Annotated in this window: 10 protein-coding genes; all 10 read right to left on the bottom strand. The window is 68.0% G+C overall.

Features of this window, described 5'->3' with window-relative positions; genetic code table 11:
* Window positions 1-142: 142 nt before the first annotated feature.
* Complete coding sequence (locus tag BMW72_RS18940; protein ID WP_092107179.1) at window positions 143-2032, bottom strand: DUF7937 domain-containing protein; 1890 nt, start codon at window positions 2030-2032, stop codon at window positions 143-145.
* A gap of 83 nt (window positions 2033-2115) precedes the next feature.
* The gene (locus tag BMW72_RS03140; RefSeq protein ID WP_092107177.1) at window positions 2116-3759 is read right to left on the bottom strand and encodes a variant leucine-rich repeat-containing protein; all 1644 of its coding nucleotides are present in this window, start codon (window positions 3757-3759) and stop codon (window positions 2116-2118) included.
* A gap of 69 nt (window positions 3760-3828) precedes the next feature.
* Window positions 3829-4617 carry a hypothetical protein gene (locus BMW72_RS03135; RefSeq protein ID WP_092107175.1) on the bottom strand — a complete coding sequence of 263 codons (789 nt, stop codon included), beginning with the start codon at window positions 4615-4617 and terminating at the stop codon, window positions 3829-3831.
* Window positions 4604-5467: a PP2C family protein-serine/threonine phosphatase gene (locus tag BMW72_RS03130; RefSeq protein ID WP_092107173.1), complete on the bottom strand. Its 864-nt coding sequence runs from the start codon at window positions 5465-5467 to the stop codon at window positions 4604-4606. The genes BMW72_RS03135 and BMW72_RS03130 overlap by 14 nt, the downstream gene beginning before the upstream one ends.
* A gap of 3 nt (window positions 5468-5470) precedes the next feature.
* Window positions 5471-6937: a DUF5684 domain-containing protein gene (locus tag BMW72_RS03125; protein WP_092107171.1), complete on the bottom strand. Its 1467-nt coding sequence runs from the start codon at window positions 6935-6937 to the stop codon at window positions 5471-5473.
* Window positions 6938-9604: a transglutaminase-like domain-containing protein gene (locus BMW72_RS03120; protein WP_092107169.1), complete on the bottom strand. Its 2667-nt coding sequence runs from the start codon at window positions 9602-9604 to the stop codon at window positions 6938-6940. It abuts the gene before it with no gap.
* Complete coding sequence (locus BMW72_RS03115) at window positions 9601-10989, bottom strand: DUF58 domain-containing protein (RefSeq protein WP_092107167.1); 1389 nt, start codon at window positions 10987-10989, stop codon at window positions 9601-9603. Before BMW72_RS03115 ends, BMW72_RS03120 begins: the two co-directional genes overlap by 4 nt.
* A complete protein-coding gene (locus BMW72_RS03110; protein ID WP_092107165.1) occupies window positions 10986-11951 on the bottom strand; it encodes an AAA family ATPase in 966 nt (321 codons plus the stop codon). Before BMW72_RS03110 ends, BMW72_RS03115 begins: the two co-directional genes overlap by 4 nt.
* Before the next feature lie 29 nt (window positions 11952-11980).
* Complete coding sequence (locus tag BMW72_RS03105; protein WP_092107163.1) at window positions 11981-17995, bottom strand: Ig-like domain-containing protein; 6015 nt, start codon at window positions 17993-17995, stop codon at window positions 11981-11983.
* Entirely contained in the window at window positions 17995-19137 is a 1143-nt protein-coding gene (locus BMW72_RS03100) for a serine/threonine-protein kinase (protein ID WP_092107161.1), read from the bottom strand. Before BMW72_RS03100 ends, BMW72_RS03105 begins: the two co-directional genes overlap by 1 nt.
* Between the last annotated feature and the right edge of the window lie 193 nt (window positions 19138-19330).

Genomic DNA, 19330 nt, shown 5'->3' with positions numbered 1-19330 from the left:
TGATGATGCCCGAGGTGTGTGGGTGACACTTCAACGTATCCGACGAGGACAATGCTCGGCCAGACCCACAATCGGGGGGTGATCAGCAAAATTGTCAGCAGTTCTGCTGCGGTTGCGCGCGACGGGCGTCGCACGCAACCGGCTAAAGTGCGCGGGCGCGCAGGGCCTGCTGCACGAGCGGGTCGGGCGACTGCGCCAACCAGGTGAGCAGGTCGGGATAGGTGCTCGGGTTGCCCGCGAGTTGCGGCCACACCTCGGGGTACTTCTGAGCGAGCTCGTAGAGCTCAGCGGCCGAGGAGGCCGGGTCGGACGCGGTCAGGCTGGCAGCGCTCGGTGCTTCGATCGGCAGTTCGGACGTCGGTTCAAGCGATGCCGGCGGAACAGCCGGCGCCGCGGCCGTGGCCGTGGCCGCTGCCGGGGCGCCTGACGCAGGCGCTGCCGCAGCGGGTGTGGCCGGCGCCGCGGCATCCGTTTGCACGGTCGGTGCAGCAGCTGCCGGGGCGGACAGACCAGCAGCCGCATAGCCGGTGAAGTCGGCGGGAGCCTGCGCCCGCACGGGGCCGTACTGGGCGAAGTAGCCGCGCACGGCGGTCGGAGCGGTCAGCGCGTAGAAGACCAGTGCGGGCAGCGCGAAGGCCAGGGCCAGGCTCAGTGTGGCCGCGGTGGTGAGGATGATCAGCGAGAACGAAGTGTACGTCGTGCCCTCGAAGAGCCAGGAATAGAGCTGCCCGAGGTTCTCGTCGGCGATGCTCTGCCCGCGCAGCACGACGAAGACGATGCCGAGAACGGTGATCAGACCGGTGAGGCCGAGCACGAGCCACTGGCTGGCGGCCGGGTTTGAGCGCAGCGTTGTGCGGGCGATGATGGCCACGACGATGATGATCGACAGCACGATGGTGGCGCCGATGTTCAGACCGGTCGAGCCGGAATCGGCGCCGCTTCCGATGAGGGTTGCGATGACCAGCAGCAGGCTCAGGCCGGCGGTGCCGACGATGAGCACGAGTGTGAGCGAGGCAACCCCGAACCATGTGCTGATCGGTGCGGTCGGAGCCATCGCGAGGCGGAGGGCCGGCGAGCAGGCCAGGCCGAACAGGCCGGCGAGCAGAAGGAGCGGGTAGCCGCCGTAGCTGAGCGATTCGATGCCGCTGACCGACAGCAGATGGTCGGTGAAGGCGTCGATGGTGATGACGCCGATGGCGGTCGCGCCCAGCACGCGGGCGATGGTGAGCCAGATCGCACTGCCGCGCACGATGCCGTAGATCGGCAGCAGCGCGGCGGCCGCACCGGCGAGCACGGCGACGATGGCGGTGAGCAGCACCAGGCCGGTGACCTCAGCGGATGTCGTCGCCACGATTCCGAAACCGATCCCTCCCAGCACGGTCAGCGCCACGACCACGCCGTAACCGATCACAATGCGGTACCAGAGCCGAACGATCGGGCGCGCGCCGACGATTCCGACGAGTTCTGCTGCACGCGGTTGGGCGGCGAGGAAGGCGCCGGCCAGTCCGAAAGCGGCTGCGTACCCGACGCCGGTCGTTTGATCGGTCGTGAAGATGTCGACGAGCATGAAGCCCAGCACGAGGAGAGCGTAGGGCACGTTGACGAGCAGTCGAATCAACCAGATCTGGGCGAGCCCGACCCCGGCACCGAACACGCCGGCCCGCAGCAGGTAGGTGAGGCTGAGCGAGAACAGTGACAGCAGCGTGATCAAAATAACCTCGATGCGGCCGGTCGCGCCGATCGATTCGCTCATGCTGTAAGTCTCGGTACTGAACATCCATGGCAGGGCCAGGGAGATCAGCAGCAACAGCAGCGCACCGCCGTCGCGCGCCCAGTCAGACGCCGGGATGCCGGCGAACGGGTTCGGGCGGGCGGGCGGCTGCGTGTACTGGGGGGCAGCGTACTGGGGTGCGGCGAACTGCGGGGCGGCGTATTGCGGGGCGACGGGCGCTGCGTACTGGGGCGCAGCGGGCGCAGCCGGAGCGACGTATTGCGCAGCAGCCGGCGGCTGCTGGGTGGGGTCGAAGGTCATCTGGGTCCTCTGTCTTCGGTCTGGCGTCGTGTGGCTGCGTGTCGAGTGGCTGCGTGTCGAGTGGATGCTGTGCTGCGACGGTGTTACTGATAGAGCCGGTCGAGCTCGCCGTCCTGGCTGAGCTTCACGAGCTTTTCCACGGCGATTCCGGTCACGTCGGCGATGGTGCGCAGGGGGCTGACGAACCATCCGCCCTGCTCCTGCACGGCGAGAACCCGCCAGCTGCCCGCGCCGAGTTCCTTCATCGCGGGAACGTCGTCGAGGCATCCGTCGAACGAGGAGTACCCCGAATCGGTGGTGACGCACACCCCGGAGAATTCGGTGCGGTACGGCCAGTCATAGCCGTCGCCCTCGATCACGATGCTGTCGATGTCGAGGCGCGCCGTCTTGCCCTCGACCTGCGGGGTCACGGCGAAATCGGTGATCGTCAGGTTGTCATAGTCGCCGCCGCCATCGGTGGGCATGAGCGCGTCACCGTAGAGGCTGAGAAAGCGGCGTTCGGATTCGGGCACTACGGCGGCGAGGTCGCCGTAGTCGCCATTCTCGCCGAACGCGATGACGGCCTCGGCGAAGCCCTCGGCGGCAGCGTCACCGGTGTCGAACGCGGCCACGTCGTCGGCGGCGACCAGGCTGCCGCGGGTTTGCGATGCGCCCAGCAGCAGGTTCTCACCGGCGGTGAGCAGCGGGCTGACGTACCAGGAGCCGCCCTCACGCACGGTGACGACGGCGGCGTCGTGGCCGAGCTCCTCGGCCAGGTCGGCGGCCGATTGCGTGAACGGCAGCATGTCGTTCAGCTCGTCGATCGAGGACTCGCGCAGGTCCGCGATCATCGCATCGGTGTCGCTGTCGTCATAGCCGAAGGATTGTTGCTGCAGCCGCAGCTGCGGAGCCACGACCTCGAGGTAGGCGTCGGTGATCGTTTCGGCATCGCCGTTCATGGTCATTTCGCCCGCGGTGATGGTGACCACCGCAACGCCGTCTTCGATGTCTTCGGACTCGAGTTGCAGCCCGGTCAGGGTGATATTCAGGCTATCGACGACCGTGTTGATGAGCGCGGGCAGGTCGACCGGGTCACCGTTTTCGTCGTCCATGGCCATGGTACCGAGCTGGTCGATCGGCGCCTTGAACGACTCGATCTCGGCGGGAGACAACGAACCGTACAGGCTGACCAGGTCCATATCGGCGGTGCCCTCGAGCAGTTTCTGCACCGCTGCCGTCGGCGAGGATGCGCCGCCGAGTTTGGAGAAGATGGCTCCGTACGCCCACACGCCTCCACCGGCGATCAGCAGCACGACGACACCGATCGAGCTCCAGATCAGCAGTTTCTTGCGCGGACGCCGCGCGGACTGGCCGCGTGCATCCTGGCCCGGGGCTGGCGTCGACCTCGGCGCCGCGGCGGAGGCCGACGGTGCGAAGGGATTCGGCACAGCGGATGCCGCCGGCTCAGTCGGCAGACCGGTCGGCGCCGCGGCGGCGGGCACAGCGGCGGCCTGTTCGGCGGCGGCATCTTCGGTGAGCACCGGCTCCGGGATGACGGGTGTTGCGGGCGCGACGGGCGCGATGGTGCCGAGCTGGAGCATCCACTCGATCAGGGCCGGATAACAGGACGGGTTCGCCGAAATGACAAGGTGCAGATCGTGATGGGCTGCGGCGATCTCGGCGAGCCGGGCCTGCGGGGTGGCCGGGTCGGCGGCTTCCCGAAAGAGGGGGGAGGTGGAATCTGTCACGAGAGGGGAGCTCCTAGGTTCTCGGTGCTGGCGGAAGGGTGCAGAAGTGTGGGGCGGCGCGGTTCGGCTTCACCAGGTGAGAACGGTGAAGACGGTATACGCGGCAGCAGCGAGTACCACCACACCTGTGATCGAGATGATCGCGACCAAGGTGAATCGGCGACGATGACGCTTCACTGCGGCGGCGTGCTCGCGAATTTCAGCGGCGGCGTCGGCGAGACGGAGCCGGGCCACATCGGGCTGCGGGTCGGCCACGGGGAGCGGGGCTCTCGGTGCGACGATCGCCGGCGTCGGACGCGCCGCGTAGCGCACGCTCGCACCGCTCTGCACCTGTGGTGGTTCATAGCGGCGTTGCAGCGCGTCAGCGACGGGGGTGTGCGCGGGAGCGGCCGCCCGCCGACTGCTCAGCAGGGTATCGACGGCCGTGCTGCCCCGGGAAGAACGCACGGTGGCGTCGTCGGCATTGTCGTCGTCGGCGTTGTCGACGGCATTGTCGTCGGCACGGTCGTCGGCACGGTCTGGCTCGCCGCCGGCCTTGGGCCGTCGTGCCACGCGGCGGGTGTGTTCGTCCCCCGCACGCTGCACGATGCGCGTGCGTTCATCGGCCTCGCGCTGCACGATGACGGTGCGTTCGTCTGCCGTGCGCTGCACGATGACGGTGTCGTCGTCGAGGCCGGCCTCGTCGTCGGGCTGACTGCTGTCGTCGGAGTCGCTGCTGTCGTCGGATTCGCTGCTGATGCTCGGTTGCGGGGCCGCCGCGCCGTGCCGCGGACTGCCCCGGCGCACGATTCTGGTGGCCTCGTCGCGGTCGTCGTCTGCGGGCTGCATGGCCGGCTGCCCGGGATCAGCGGGCTGCATTGCGGGCCACCCGTTGTACCGGTCGGGTGTCTTCGGTGCGGGTGTCGATGGTGTCGGACTGGTCGTCGCCGATGGCGATGCCGTGCCAGGAGTTGACCCCGCCGGCGATGACGTCGATCACGATCACCGACACGTTGTCGCGGCCGCCGTGTTCCAGGGCTCCGGCGAGCAACGCGTCTGCCGTCTGCTGGGTGCTGCCGCCGAGGGTCAGGCCGGCCTTGATGGCCTCATCGGAGAGTTCACCGCTCAGCCCGTCGGAGCACACGAGCAATCGTTCGCCGGTCACGACCGGGCGCAGCCAGTAGTCGGCATTGCTGTTATCGGCGCCCATCGCGCGGGTGATGACGTTCTTGCGGGCGAAGGTGGCGACATCCGCTTTGAGCAGTGAGCCTTCGTCGATGAGTTCCTGGGCGAGGGAGTGGTCAACGGTGAGCTGCTGCAACTCCCCGCCGTGCAGGCGGTAGACGCGGGAGTCGCCCACGTTCACGATGAGCCATTGCGGGGCGTTCTCGTGGTCGATGAGCACCAGGCCGGTCAGGGTGCTGCCGGCACCGCGCCCGGTCGAATCCGACACGATTCGCACCGCGGCGTGCGCGCGTTCGACGGCGGCCACCACGTCGCCGGCCGGCACGGCGGTGCGGCCGACGCAACCCTGGAATTCCGCAATCACGGCGGCGCTCGCGCGCTGACCGGCTTCGAGGCCGCCCATGCCGTCGGCGACAATGAACACTGGCTGAGAAGCCAGCAGCGAGTCTTCGTTCTCAGTGCGTTTGCGGCCGACGTCGGTGCGCCAGCCGCACTGCAGCGACACCCCGGCGCTGGTGGCCCGCTGGTCGGCGAGTTGGGTCATGGCTCAGGCCTCCAGGTAGATGCGCGCGGCGAGCTCCCCCAGCAGGAACCGATCGGTCAGGGCTGCACTCGCACCCGCATCGAGCTCGTTCTCCACGCCGCCACCGTCGATGAGAACGACACCGTTAGTGGACTGCAGATCGCTGATACCCCAGACTCCCTCAACGAAGTCGAGCCGGGCGTGGGTCTTCGACACGGTCTTGCCCGGGTCGTGCAGCGGCACCAATTGGGCGTCCGCGTGTGCGCCGCCGCGCGTGGGGTTGCGCCCGAGCAGCACCACCGGTTTGGTGAGCGAGACCTTGAGACCGTGTTCGGTTTCGAGGGTCCACGGCTTCATGCGGCGCACCACGATCATGGTCTCGTCGAGGTCGTCGTCCTGGTCGACCCCGTCGTCGTGAGTGTTTGCACCGGCCGGGGCTGCAACCGGGGTGACAGCGGCGGGCATGACGGCGGTCGTGACGGCGGCGGGTACTGCTGCCACGGATGCCGCGTAAGCGACAGCCGCGGCTGGCTCAGCGGGCGGAGCGGGTACCGGAGCTGCGCTGGCCTGAACGACCGGTGCCGGCGGAGCCCACGGGTTTGCCGGTTCTGCCGGCGGGGCCGGCGGGGCTGGCGGGGCTGGCGGTGCGGCGAGAACGGGCGGTGCCGGAGGGGCTGGCGGCGCCGGAGGGGCGGGAGGGGCTGGCGGGGCTGCAAAGACGGGCGGCGCCGGAGGGGCTGGCGGCGCCGGAGGGGCTGGCGGCGCCGAGAACGCCGGCTGCGCCGCTATCGGCGGGGCTGGCGGCGCGCTCACGTAGAACGGCGGCGGTCCGGTGGGCAGACCGCTCACGACGGGCGGAGCCGGCGGCGTGGACGGTACGGGCGGAGCCGGCGGCGTGGACGGTACGGGCGGAGCCGGCGGCGTGGACGGTACGGGCGGTGCCGGAGGAGCCGGAGGAGCCGCCGCCAGGAACGCCGCCGGAGGGGCCGGCGGAGCGGGCGGCATCAGGCGCGGCTCGGCCGGAGCAGCAGCCACAGCCGCAGCCCTCATCGACAGGGGCGTCATCGACAGGGGCGTCACCGGGGCAAATGGCACGTATCCGGTCGCGGCCACGCCGGGCATCCAGCCGGTGTCGACGCTCTTGCCAAAGCCGACAACGCCGGCCCAGATGGGAAAGGAGACCAGATAGAGCAGCGTGAATCCGCCGCCGTGGCCCAGACGCCGGTTCACATTGTTGACCGCCATGATGAAGACGACGAGGGCCACCAGGTTTGCTGCGGGAATGAACAGGCCGATAACCCAGAGGGCCGAATAGCGACCGAGCTCGAACAGGATGATGGTGTTGACGATCGGCACCCAGCCCTTCCAGGCTTGTTCCCCGAGCTTCACAAAGATTCTGCCGAGGGCGATTGCCGAGAAAACGTACACGCCGAGGCTGACCAGCACGGTCACCACGATTGCCGCGATCACCGCTCCAGATGATTCATCCATTTATGCTTCGCGGCCGCTGGTGTGCGGCCGCTCCCCCATTCTGCTGGTGTCGCGCCGGTTCGAGCGCACGGTGGTCGTGACGTATCGAGAAATGCGTCGTCGAAAAGTGAAGAGTCGACCGGCATCCGCCAGCCGAGCAAAGGAGCGCAGGGAGAGGGCGGCGCGCCAGCGGTCGCGGCGCGTGCCGCTCGCGGCGAGGCCCGCCCGTTCCGCGGTGACGAGGGCCCAGAAGGCATCGCTGTCACCGGTCCCGGGTGGCACCGGGCCGAACACGGCGCGGTCGGCGAGGTGTGCGAGCACGGTGCCGCCGACCGACCCGTACTGCGACGCGATCTCGACCCTGGTCATGCTGCCCTGGTCGGCGAGGCCGCGGTCGACGGCGGCGTCGACGTATTCGTCCCAGCCGCCGGCAAACCGCGCCGACACGTCGGCAGCGCGGTATCGGTCCCGGCGACGCTTCAGCTTGGCACCGAGAATGACCAGGAACGGCGTGCTGATCGCCAGCAAGGCGGCGAGGCTGATGCCGCCAATCTTGAGGGCCGCGAACAGCCAGGCCAGGTCGGGGCCGGTGACCTCTTCCTGTTCCTGCTGGTCTTCACCGCTGGTCGGGTTCGCTTCGGGAGCGCGCTGTTCGGTGGCGCTCTCGGCGATGACTTCGGTGTTGTACTGCGGGTCGCGCGTGGTGTCATCGATGGGCGACAGCGGGTTCTGAAACTGCGGGGTCGCCTCCACGGTGACCCAGGTGTCGTCGCCGGCGGCCACTTCGACCCAGGCCGCGAGGTTCCGCCCCGAGCAGATGCCCTGCAGGCAGGCGCTCGCCGCGCCCACGGTCCGCGCAGCACCAGCAGTGGTCGCAGCGTCGAGGTTGAAGCCGAGCACCACCCGGGACTCGAACCCCAGGTGGCGGGCGAGCAGCGCCGTCGCCACCGCAAATTGTTCGTCGTCGCCGATCGCGGCGACGAGCTGGGAATTCTCGGTGGCCGTGGTGTTGTTCTGCTTCTCGAGCAGCGCGGTGAAGAGCGTGTCGATGCGGGCGACCGAATGCCCGGAGAGGCTCGGCGAGAACTGATAGTCGCCGAGATCGGCGGTCCAGGAGTCTTCGGGCGCTGTGTCGAGGGATGGTGCGGTGAGCGCGTGGCTGAGATAGCCGCGCTCGCGCAGCCGGGTGACCAGTTCGGCCAGTCCGGCACCATCACTCGTGACCGCCTGGGCGTCGACCCAGTCGGCGAGGCTCGCGGGAATCAAAGCGTCGTCGATCGTGACGCCGGCCGGGCGGGTGAGAGCGGCGAGGGTCGTCGCCTCCGTTTGAGATTCGGAGACCATCGTGTAGCGGTCACCGTTTTCGAGGGCGTTGAGCTGAATACCCGAGGCCGTGCCGGCGTTGTAGAAGAAGCCGTCACTCAGTTCGGCGGCACGATCACCGGCAAAGCGGATGCTGGACAGCTCGCCTGCCCCCGGCATCCACACGCCGCTGTACCCGGCGATGTCGAACCTGGTCGTGACGCGCTGCGCGGTCGAGGCACGCGAGTGCGGCACCCGGGCGAAGGCCGTGATCTGGTCACTCTCGCCCGCGGCGGGGTTCACGACCCGAAACACTTCGCCGTCGTAGTAGCTGAGCACGGCGAGGCGCACGCGCGATGCGGTGCCGGCGGCGGCGGCGGCGGCGGCGCCGGTCACCGTGAACAGTTGCTGGTCGTACCGCTCCGCACTGAAGTAGCTGCGGTACTGGCTGAGCGGGCTGATGTACTCACGCAGGTCGACAGCCGGGTCGATGCTGCTGCGCAGCACGTCGCGAGCCGGCGTCGCCCAGGTGGCCGAGAGTCCGCCGAGCGAGACACCGATGGCGAGCAGCAGCACACCGCCGGCGAGAACGCCTCGGCGCACGCGACCGCCGAGGCCGCCGGGCGTGCGCCGCACCCCGGTCGTGCGGGCGGCCAGGTCGAGCGCTTCGCTGCGGGCAAGATGGGTGCGCCAGGCCAGAAAGCCGAAGGCGAGCAGCAGGGCGGCGAGGCCGATCAGGCTTTCCCGCGGTGCCGGCACGCTCCACCCGAGCACGGTCAGCGGAATGCTCACGGCACTCGACCCGAAGACCAGGCCGAACAGCTGCACGGCGAAGATCAGGGGCACGGCGAGGGCGAAGAGTCGGCCGCCGCGCCAGACCAGGGACAGCGCAACCGTGGTGCCGCCGAGAAACAGCAGAAAGGCCGGGGCCAGCAGGCTCTGGTAGGAGCCGACCGGCAGAGCGATGGTGACGAGCTCCTTCCAGCTGAACACCGTTGCGGTCACGAGATCGAGCAGCCCGCCGAGAACGTTCGGCACGCTGCTCAGAGCGGTCGGAACGGCGAGCGGAACACCGAGCAGCAGGTAGCCGCCGAGCACGGCCAGCAACACGGTGAACCAGGACCAGCCCCGGCGGGCGCCGAGCCAGGCGAGGGCGATGCCGGTGAGCATCGCGCCGGCCGCCATGATCAGGTAGCTCACGTCCTGGTAGATCGGCCAGGCCGCCCAGACGGCGACGAGCATCATCGCCACAACGAACAGGGCGTTGATCACGCGGGCCCGGCGGCGGTGGCTGCGGGCGCGGCGTGGTCGGCGCGGCCGAATCGTCGGCATGGCCCCGGTCACGGGGCGGCCGGCGTCGGAGGTCGGCGTTGCGGGGGCGCTCATGCGGCTTTTCGGCTCAGCAGGGAGCGAAAGTCGTCGAGCACGCCAATGGTCAGCACGCTCGTTCCGGCGAGGTCGCGAAAGCTCGGCTGCTCGGCGGGGTTGCACAAAACGGCGACGACCTGCACGTTGCCGGCAAATTTGAGGGTGAGCGCCTGCAGGCGCCGCGCGGTCATGGTCGAGCCGCAGACCACGAACGCGATCGAAATATCGGGCACCACCTGGGCGGCGAGCACGCAGACATCTTCAACGTTCATGGCGTGCGGGCTGGTCTCGATCGCGGTGAGGTCGTCGAGCAGGGTGCGGGTCGACACGACACTCAGGCTGCGCACCGAACGGATGCTGCGGCGCACGATATCGGGGATCTCCTCGCTCGCCACGACGGCGAGATCGCGACCGTCGCGAATGGCGCGCACGCCGAGCGACCCGGTGGCGCTGACCGCCATCTCGAACTCCTCCTCGGAGGCGTACTCCGCCGCGTTGAGGCTCAGCACAATGGCCAGGCGGGAGCGTCGGCTCTCTTCGAACTGCCGCACCATGAGCTTGCCGGTCTTCGCGGTGGACTTCCAGTGGATGTGCCGTTGCCCATCGCCGGGGGCATACTCGCGAATGGCGTGAAAAGAGATGTCGGAGTCGACGATGTCACTCGTGGGATTGCCCTCGAGGTCACGCACGAAACCGGCGCTCGTACTGGGAATCGACACGGTCACCGGGTGCACGAACAGGTGGTTCACGTCGGCCCAGGCCACTTCACGGCCGAGCACCCCGAGCGGGTCGCTGCGCACGGTCGTGACCGGGCCCACGTCGATGACGCCGCGGCGGTAGGCGGGCACGCGAACGTGCTCTTCGTGCACCTGGCCGGCGCGCAGAAGCGGCACGTAGACATCCGCCAGTCCTTTGCCGATGGGAACGTCAACGCGACCGGGCAGTTCGAGCCGCTTGGAGATGTTCGTCACGGTGAGGGTGCCGAGCACCTCGGAGCCGGCGACGACCCGATCGACCGGCAGCACGAAGTCCACGCTGTAGGCGCGACCGCCGGCCAGAAACGGCAGCGAGATGAGAATGAGCGCAACCGCCACACAGCCGGTCACGATCAGTTCGGTCCAGCCGAAGACCAGGCCGAGCGGCAGCAGCACGATCGCCGCCGCGACCACGACCCACCCGGCCGGTGTGACCGTCTCACCGACCCACTCAACGGATGCCTTCACACCGATTCGCACCATTCGCGCGACACGCATCCAGAGCACCACGGCGCCCACGAGGGTCAACGTCGTTGATTTGCTCGTGCGCGTGCTGCTGTACCGGGTGTGCGTTGCAGACCTGGTCTGGGTGCTGGTGCGAGCCAGATTTGACGTCTGGGACCGCCGCGATTCGGTGTGAAAGCTCACGCCAGGTCGCTCCGACTGGGCGGTACGACGTCGAGCAGAATCTGACCGATGACGGCGCTCGCGGTGACGCCGTCGAACTCGGCCTCCGGATCGAGCACCATGCGGTGCGCGAGCACCTGCTCGGCGAGAGCCTTGACGTCGTCGGGGGTGACGAAGGTGCGGCCGTGGGCGACAGCCCAGGTCTTGGCGGCCTTGGTGAGGGCGCGGGCGCCACGCACGCTCACGCCCATGCGCACCTGACGGGCATCGCGGGTGGCCTCGACCAGACGGCCGATGTAGTCATAGACGAGGGGGTTCACGAACACGCCTCGAGCGATGTCGCTCATACTCACGAGCGCCTGCGGGGTGATCACCGGGGTGAGTTCGTGCCGCACATCGGCGGTGCCCTCAAGAATGCGAATCGTCGACGCGAGGTCGGGGTAACCGAGCGAGGCCTTCATCATGAATCGGTCGAGCTGCGCTTCGGGCAGCCGGTAGGTGCCGGCCTGCTCGATCGGGTTCTGGGTGGCGATGACGAGAAAGGGCACGCCGGTGGAGCGGGTGACGCCGTCAATGGTGACGTTACCCTCTTCCATCGCTTCGAGCAGCGCCGACTGGGTCTTCGGGCTGGCCCGGTTGATCTCGTCGGCGAGCACCACGTTGGCGAAGATCGGACCGCTGTGAAACTCGAACTCGCCGGTCTTCTGGTCGTAGACGGTGATACCGGTCACGTCGCCGGGCAGCAGGTCCGGCGTGAACTGGATGCGGGTCGAGACGCCCTGCACAGTCTGCGACATGGCGCGGGCGAGCGAGGTCTTGCCGGTGCCCGGGTAGTCCTCGAGCAGTAGGTGGCCCTCGCTGACCATCGCCGTGAAGGCGAGTTCGATCACGTGGCGCTTGCCGAGCACGACCTGCTCAACGTTGTCGACCATCATCGTGAAGGTCGCGGCAAACCAGTCTGACTGCTCCGAGGTGATTGTCATGTGTGTGGCTCTTTCAGTGGGGCGGGGCGTTACGAGGCGGGATTGCAGGGGATGGCGGTGGTCTGGGTCACGCCGGAGACCGTGGCGAGGCCCTGGGTTTGGGGCGCGGTCCAGGTGATCGTCCAGTTCACGTTTCTCGTCTGGGCTGCGTCACCGGGAACGTTGGCGCCGTCGCGATACGCCCACATGCGGCCGCCGTTCGGGTTGGGCACGTCGTACTCGGCGCGGGTGACGACGGCCGTCGCGAGACCGGTCGAGGTTGCATCGACGGCGACCTCGAGGGTGCTGCCGATCACGCACTGCGCGGTCGTCAGGCTGGCAACCGAGTACCTGACCTGCCAGGCGCGCGAAGCATCCGCTGCCGTCACCGTCGACCAGTCGCTGCACAGGCTGGCGTCATTATCGGTGCAGTACCGCGCGGTGATGCCGGGGTCGGCTCCGAAAACGGATGACCCGGTCGACTCGTCGTAGCCGTTGAAGTCGACCACGAAATCGGCGGGCACGGTGGCCTTGGCGCTCGGCATCGTCAGCCGGTACTCACCGTTGGCCGGCGCCCCCATGCCGTAGGTGTACGTTCCGTTGCCGGGGGCGGCCGGTTTCTCCCAGGTCGTGATCGAACCGGCACCGGTTTGTGTGACCCCGTAGCCGTTGGAGTAGCAGACGGTCACGAAGTACTTGGTGTGCTTGGTCAGGCCGCCGATCGCGGGGTCGTCCGATGAGCCGGCGCCCTCCGGGGTGAATCCCGCCGGGGTCAGCGTGCAGGCTGCACCCGCGGTAAGCGAAGCGACGTACAGCACCTCTGGCGGCTGAACGCTGGAATTCACGTCAAACCGGGCGTCGGTCACGGTGATCGATCGGTTCTGGGAGGTCAGCACCCCGGGCGATGTAATCAGGGGCGATCCGGCCACGAGCACCGTTTGACTCTTCGATTCCTCGGTCGGGCCGCTGCCGGCCGGTTGCACGAAACTGCTGAGGGGGGTGACGATCACGGTCTGTGCCCCCACGCCGAGCGCCAGCTGGTGCACCGTCGTTCGTCCCGCGGCGGCATCGATGACGGCGTCGCCGATGCGGTAGCGGTTCGTGGAAGGGTCGGTGTTCTCGATGGTCACGGTGACCGCACCGGTCGATGCGCTCGTGGTGCCGTCCTTGAAAACGGGTTCCGCCGAGAGTGCGCCCATGCCCGGAGTGTCGTACGACCAGGCCGTCACGCTCACCGCGGTGCGCGATTCGCCGACCGCGTTGACGGCCCTGGCCTCGTAGACCGCCTGGTCGCCGTTCGCCGTCGTGGTGATTTGACCGCAGTTACCAGAGGTATCGCAGCGGGCCACCGAGGCTCCATTGCGGTACAGGTTGAACCCCTCCAGCGCCGGGTAGGCGGCGTTGGCACCGCCGGGGCTCACCGAGAGGGTCAGCGAACGGTTGCCGTAGGCTATCTGCGCCACCGCGTTCGGCGCCTTCGGGTAGCCCTGCAGGTCCACGGTGATCGACCCGTTGCGGCTTCCGGCGCTGAGCTTGCCCTGGGCGTCGCGCACCACGAAGCTCGCCTCACAGACCCCTCCGGCAGTGTCGCCCGACCAACTGGCTCGCACGTTCTTGGAATTCTCGACCGCGAACGACACACCCACGCAGGTGCTCGGCGCGGTGACGGAGACCAGTTCGAGCGGCGTGTTGCGGTACAGGTTGACCTCACCGGCGGTTCCGACGACCGCGATCGAGCAGCTGGAGCCCGACGACTGCGTGCAGGTCGTGGCCACGGTGCCGCCCTTGGGCAGTTCGCTCGGCGCCGGTCCCACCTTGAGCGCGAGCACCGCCGAAACCACATCGCGGTGGCTCGACAGGCTCACCGAGACGGCGGCTTCGCGGCCGGCCACGGCGTTGTCGGCGACACCGATGGTGAGGATCGCGCCGTCCTGCTGCACGGTGAACTGATCGGAGGAGAAGTCGATCGCAAAGGTCAGGGCCGGCACGTCGCCCTTGCCCTGCCACTCCACCATGTGGCTGAGGTCGTAACGAATGGCCTCGGAGCCAGGGCTCGCGGTGAGTGCCGCCGGGCGCAGTTCCGGCTGCGGGTCGAGCGGTTCGACCACGATCGGCACGACCAGCTGGGTGTAGTCCTCCTGCCCGTCGATGCGCGCCGGCACGGTGCAGGAGTCGGTCCAGGGCGCGTCAGACCCGGCCGTGTAGGTCACCGTGGTACCGGAATCGAAGGTGCAGGTTGCGTTGCCGCGCTCCCCCGACGAGCGGATGCCGGTGCGCTGCAGTTCCAGCGTGGTTCCAGCGGGAATCGATACCAGGCTGGTCAGATCGAAGCTGACCGAGGCGTCTTCCTTCACGTTTTGCTCGAGGTTGCCCTTTTTAAGCGCGATGATGATGGCGTCCTTCGCCGGGATGCGGAGAAACCCGTAGGTGGTCACCTCGACCCCTTGAAAGTTCGGTCCGGTCAGGACGAACGGGGCGAGCAACCCCTCGTCGGGAACATCGCCGCTGATCTTCCAGCCCGACACCTCGAGGCCGGGGTGGCTGCCCCACAGCGTAAGGGTGAGGTCAGAGACGTCACCGGAGTTCCAGGAGACCTTGTCGGTGACGACGTCGACGCCCTTCGGGAACGTGTCACGTTCGTCTAAAGCCAGGGTCGTGTCAATCACGACCGGATAGTCCGGAACGGAGGTACGCACGATCTTGACCACGATGAGTCCCTGGCCGACGTCGTCGTTGGCGTTGGTGACGGAATAGACGAAGGTGAGCAGGCCCGGCTCTTCGCCAGCCGTGAACACCACCCGGTCGTCGGTGACGGATTCGATCCGCCCGGCGAGCGCGTCGAACTCGACGGTGCCGGCCGCCGCGTCGGGGGTGACCATGCTCAGGGTCAGGTTGCCGCCACCGGGCTCGATGTCGTTGGCGGCGGGAAAGACCACCACTTGGTTGTCTGCTCCGGCCTGCACCTCGACGTAGTCGCTGAAGGTGATCGGGCTCGGGTTGGAGCGTTGGTCGAGCACGCCGATGCGCACGAGGGCGAGACCGGTGGCTCCGCCGGTGTCGCGCACGCGGTATTGAAATTCGATGGCGCCGTGATAGTCGAGGGGGCTGGAGTAGACGATGGCGTCGCCGGTGGCGTTGATCGACGCCGTTCCGCGGGCCGGCTGGGTGAGTACCCGATCGAGCACGACGTTATCACCGTCGGGGTCGGTGCCGAAGCTGTCGAACGGAATCTCGATGCTCTCCCCCGACAGCACCCGACCGTACAGGGTGTGCGGCTGGGGGGCGGTGTTATCGCCGTCGGGCAGCACCTCGACCGCGACCACGGCCGAGTCGATGAGTTCGGGTGCGCCAGCGGTGTACACGCTGTAGGTGAGTTCGTAGCTGCCCGGTTCGTCGGGGGCGAGGTAGCGCAGCTCGGCGCCGGCCGCGAAGGCGAGACCCCGGTCGCTGCGGTTCCGCACCGATTCGGCGTTGAGCAGTACGATATTGCCGTCAGGCGCCACGTCGTTGTCGAGTACCGGAATGTCGATCTGGGCGCCGACCCGCACCGAGACGCTGTCGTTTAGGGCGATCGGCGCCTGGGGAACGGATGCCGGAAGCAGGTACACCGTGGCCTCGCCGCGCACGGTGTAGAGCGGGTTCTCGGTGCCGTCCGACACGGTGTACCGCACGGTTCCGAGCTTGCCCGGCTGTTCATCGGCCGTGGAACCGCGCACCCGCAGAATGTTCTGCCCGACGACGTCGACGCTGAGGGAAGCGCCGAGCACGGTCTCGGGAATCGCTTCGCCGAGCAACAGCACGCGCCCGGCCGGGTTGGAGACGGCGGAGAAGACGTCCACACTGGTGTCGGCCTTGGGCCGCACGAAAACCGTCACCGGGGAGGTCGTGAGGGCCTGGGCATCCGCTGACACGACCGAGATGCGCACGAGCGACACGACCTCGCTGACGTCGTCGGCGATGGTGAGGCTGACCGTGTAGTTGCCGATGGCGGTCGCGGCGAAGTCGAAGGCGGTACCGTTGGCGGTGATGGCCACGGTGGAGCCCTCGGCGCTCGTCGGGATGGTGGCCGACTCGATGCGGTACAGGCCCGCAACGCCCGACACATACTCAGCCGGATTCACCGTAATGCGTTCATTCACCGAGGCGAGCAGTGCGAACGGTTCCACCGTGAGGCGCGGGGTCGGCGTGACCGTGATCGTGAGCGGTTTCTCGGTCGCGGCACCATGGATGTCCGAGACGCCCACCAGAATAGTGGCGGACTGCGCGCTCTGTTCGGCCGCGTTGGGGTGCTTGTAGACGAGTACCCCGGCCGGCGTCACACTGGCCGAACCGATGTCGGTGGTGTTGTGAGCGGATGCGACGAAAATAGGATCCCCGTCGGGATCGACCCAGCCGGGCAGCACCGGAACGGTCGCCGTGCCGCCCGGCTGCACCTCGGGGCTCGGCCACTCCTGCAGGCAGCCGTCGGTGCCACACCAGACCGGCGCTGAATTCACGTCGTCGCCGTGCACGGTGAGGGTGACGGTGGTGGACGGCGAGTTGAGGCCGTCGGTGCGGGAACCGTCGGTGATGGCGTAGTTGAAGGTGGCTGAGCCGCTGGCGCCGGGGGCGACCTGCACGGCGAGCACCTGGTTCTGGTCGGTCACGAAGACGGTGCCCCAGTCGGGGTCGAGACCGGTGACCGAATCGGGCACCACGCTGAGCACGTCGTCGTTGGCGTCGTGGTCGTTGAGCAACACCGACAGCGTAACGAGCTGGTCGACGCGCACGCCGAAGGAATCCGGCACGGCCACGGGGGCTTTCGGTTCGACGACCTCGGACGCCTCTTCCACGTCGTCCTGCCGCTGCGGTTCGTCAACGGCGGCCAGGGTCCAGTCCTGGGAACTCGGAACGAGGGCGCCGTCGGGAAGCGTCCACACCCATCCGCTTCGGGTGTCGTTGAGAATCATAAGCGATTCGTTGACGCGAAACGCCGGGGCGGCGTCACCGTTCGGCGTGACCGCGCCGTAGCTCAAGGCGGACTCGCCGGCGCTCTCGCTGAACAGCGTTCCGCCGGTGCCGGAGGCGGGCAGCCAGGCCGCGTAGCGCTCTCCGTGATACGACGTGGGGGCGGCGGGCGCACCGAGCACAGCTCCGGCGCCCCCGTTTAGCGCAGTGTCCCCGACCAACTCGGTGCGAGCGCCGTCGGCGAGGGCGAAGGCTGCCAGGCCGGTCTGGTCGGCGATGAGCACGTCGTCATCATCGGTACTGGGGCGTTGCAGCAGGGCCAGTTCGCTCAGGTTCGTCTCGATGGGTTCGTTCCGGCCGGCCAGCCACAGTTGCTCGCCGCTCACGCTGAGCACCGCCCAGGTGTCACCGACGACGGTCAGCTGGCTTCCGGCATCGGCCGGACCGTCGGTGACGGCGTCTTCACCCACCACCTCGTCGTCGTCGATGGAATAGCGGAGCACGCTTTCGGCCTCGCTCGAATAGCTGTATAGCACCCCATCCGGCGTGATCGCAATGGAATCGGAGCGGTAAACGCGGGGAGTCTCACCCGGAACGACCTCATCGTTGGCGTAGGGGTTCACCGGGCGGGGCTCGGCAGCATCACCGGCACCGCCGACAGCGCCGGCGAAGACTGTTCCCGCGCTCGTGAGGTAGCCGACCCAGGAGCCCGACGACACGATGGTTCGGGTGCCGGCCGGCGTGCTGTCGTAGTCGGCCGCGTCGTCACCGAGGTCGATCGGAGCCGCGAGGCTCACGTCGACGACTTTTTCGTTGTTCTGGGCGTAGAGCAGCACGGTGGTATCGGTCTGTACCAGTTCACTCGGTGCCGGCACCGTCTTCACCGTGTCGACTTCACCGAGGTCGGTGTTGATACGGGCGTAGCGGTTGCCCTCGCCGCTCTGCAAAGCCCAGATCGAACTGGCATTGACCGGCGTCTGCTTCACGTCGAAACCGTCGACGACGATGGCCACCGTGGCCAGCAGCGCGCCGATCGCGGCGACCGCAATGATGCGAACGACGCCGAGGCGCGCCTTCAAGAGCAGCGGCAGGTGCCGACGCCTGCGTTTGCCGCCCATCAAAACACCCCGGCGAGCGCGAGCGCACCGACGGTGGCACCGATTCCGACAACGACCGCGCCAGTGAGGAGCAGGCTGAGTGTGAGCGGGGTGAACCGCGTGCGCTCGGCGCCGCCGCCCGGCATGGTGCCCTCGCGGGTTTGCGAGACTGGGCGCCGCGCGCTGCGCCGCGGTCCGGGGCGCAACGTGGGCATGATCACGTCGGAGATGATCGCCCCGCGCGACTCCTGGTTGTTGAAGTCAACCGGTGCGCCAGCGGATGCCCACGCTTCGTCCGCCACTTCGAGCGCGGTGAGGGGCAGCCCGAGGTCTCGTTCCACGCGCTGCAGGTCGTGGGCGCACTCGAGCAGGCTCGTCTGGCGGGCAGCGGGGTCGCGACTCATCATGCGGGCGAGGGCGTTCTCGAGGGAGGCGGGAACATCCGCTCGCCCGATGTTGGTGTACCTGGCACGGTTGATGCGCTGCTTCAGCTGGGTGCGCGACCCATTGGAACCGGCGGGCAGTTCGAACGGAGCCCGGTCGGCCAGAAGCGAGTAGATGGTAGCGCCGAAGGACCAAACCTCGGTAGCGATCGTGCCGGTGGTACGTTCGTCGACCACTTCGGGTGCGCTCCAGGGCAGCGACATGGCGAACAGTTCGCTCTGGGCACCGCCGGCGAGCGAGGCGGCAATACCGAAGTCGCCAAGCACCGGCCCGCCGAAGGTGGTGGTGAGAATGTTCGAGGGTTTGATGTCGCGGTGCAGCACCTTGGAACGATGGGCCGTCTCGAGGGCGCAGGCGATTCGCACGGCCACAGCGAGCACGGTCGCCACGGGCAGCGGCTCCGCACGCTCGCGGGCCGAGTACGAGCCGGGACAGAATTCCATGACGAGGTACGGGCGGCCATCGGCTGAGATGCTCGCGTTGTACACGGTGAGAATCGCGGGGTGCGAGCTGAGCCGCGCCATGACGTCCGCTTCGGCGTTGAAGGAGCGCAGCACGTCATCGTCGACGATGTCCTGCAGCAGAACCTTGACCGCCACCGAGCGGCGCGGCATGTTCTGCTCGAACAGAAAAACATCGGCGAATCCGCCGGTACCGAGGGGACGCACGTAGGTGTAGCCCGACAAAACGGGCGGAGCGGAAGGAAGCCGTCTGCCCATTGTTCCCCCGACCTGCATTGTTTCTCTATTGCGTTTGATTACCCCACGCAAAGACTCAGCTGGTCTCGAGCTCAAGCCTAACAATGGCACCCGACCCCGTCACCCACTCGGGGCGATGGTACACCCCCAAAATGGGGGTGTCTGTTGTGATGATTGTTGAGGCTGCCGAACGGAACGGTACCGGCAGAAACGT

Origin of the sequence: Cryobacterium luteum, assembly GCF_900110125.1 — a bacterium.
Taxonomy (GTDB): Bacteria; Actinomycetota; Actinomycetes; order Actinomycetales; family Microbacteriaceae; genus Cryobacterium; species Cryobacterium luteum.
This window is presented reverse-complemented; position numbering and strand designations above follow the sequence as displayed.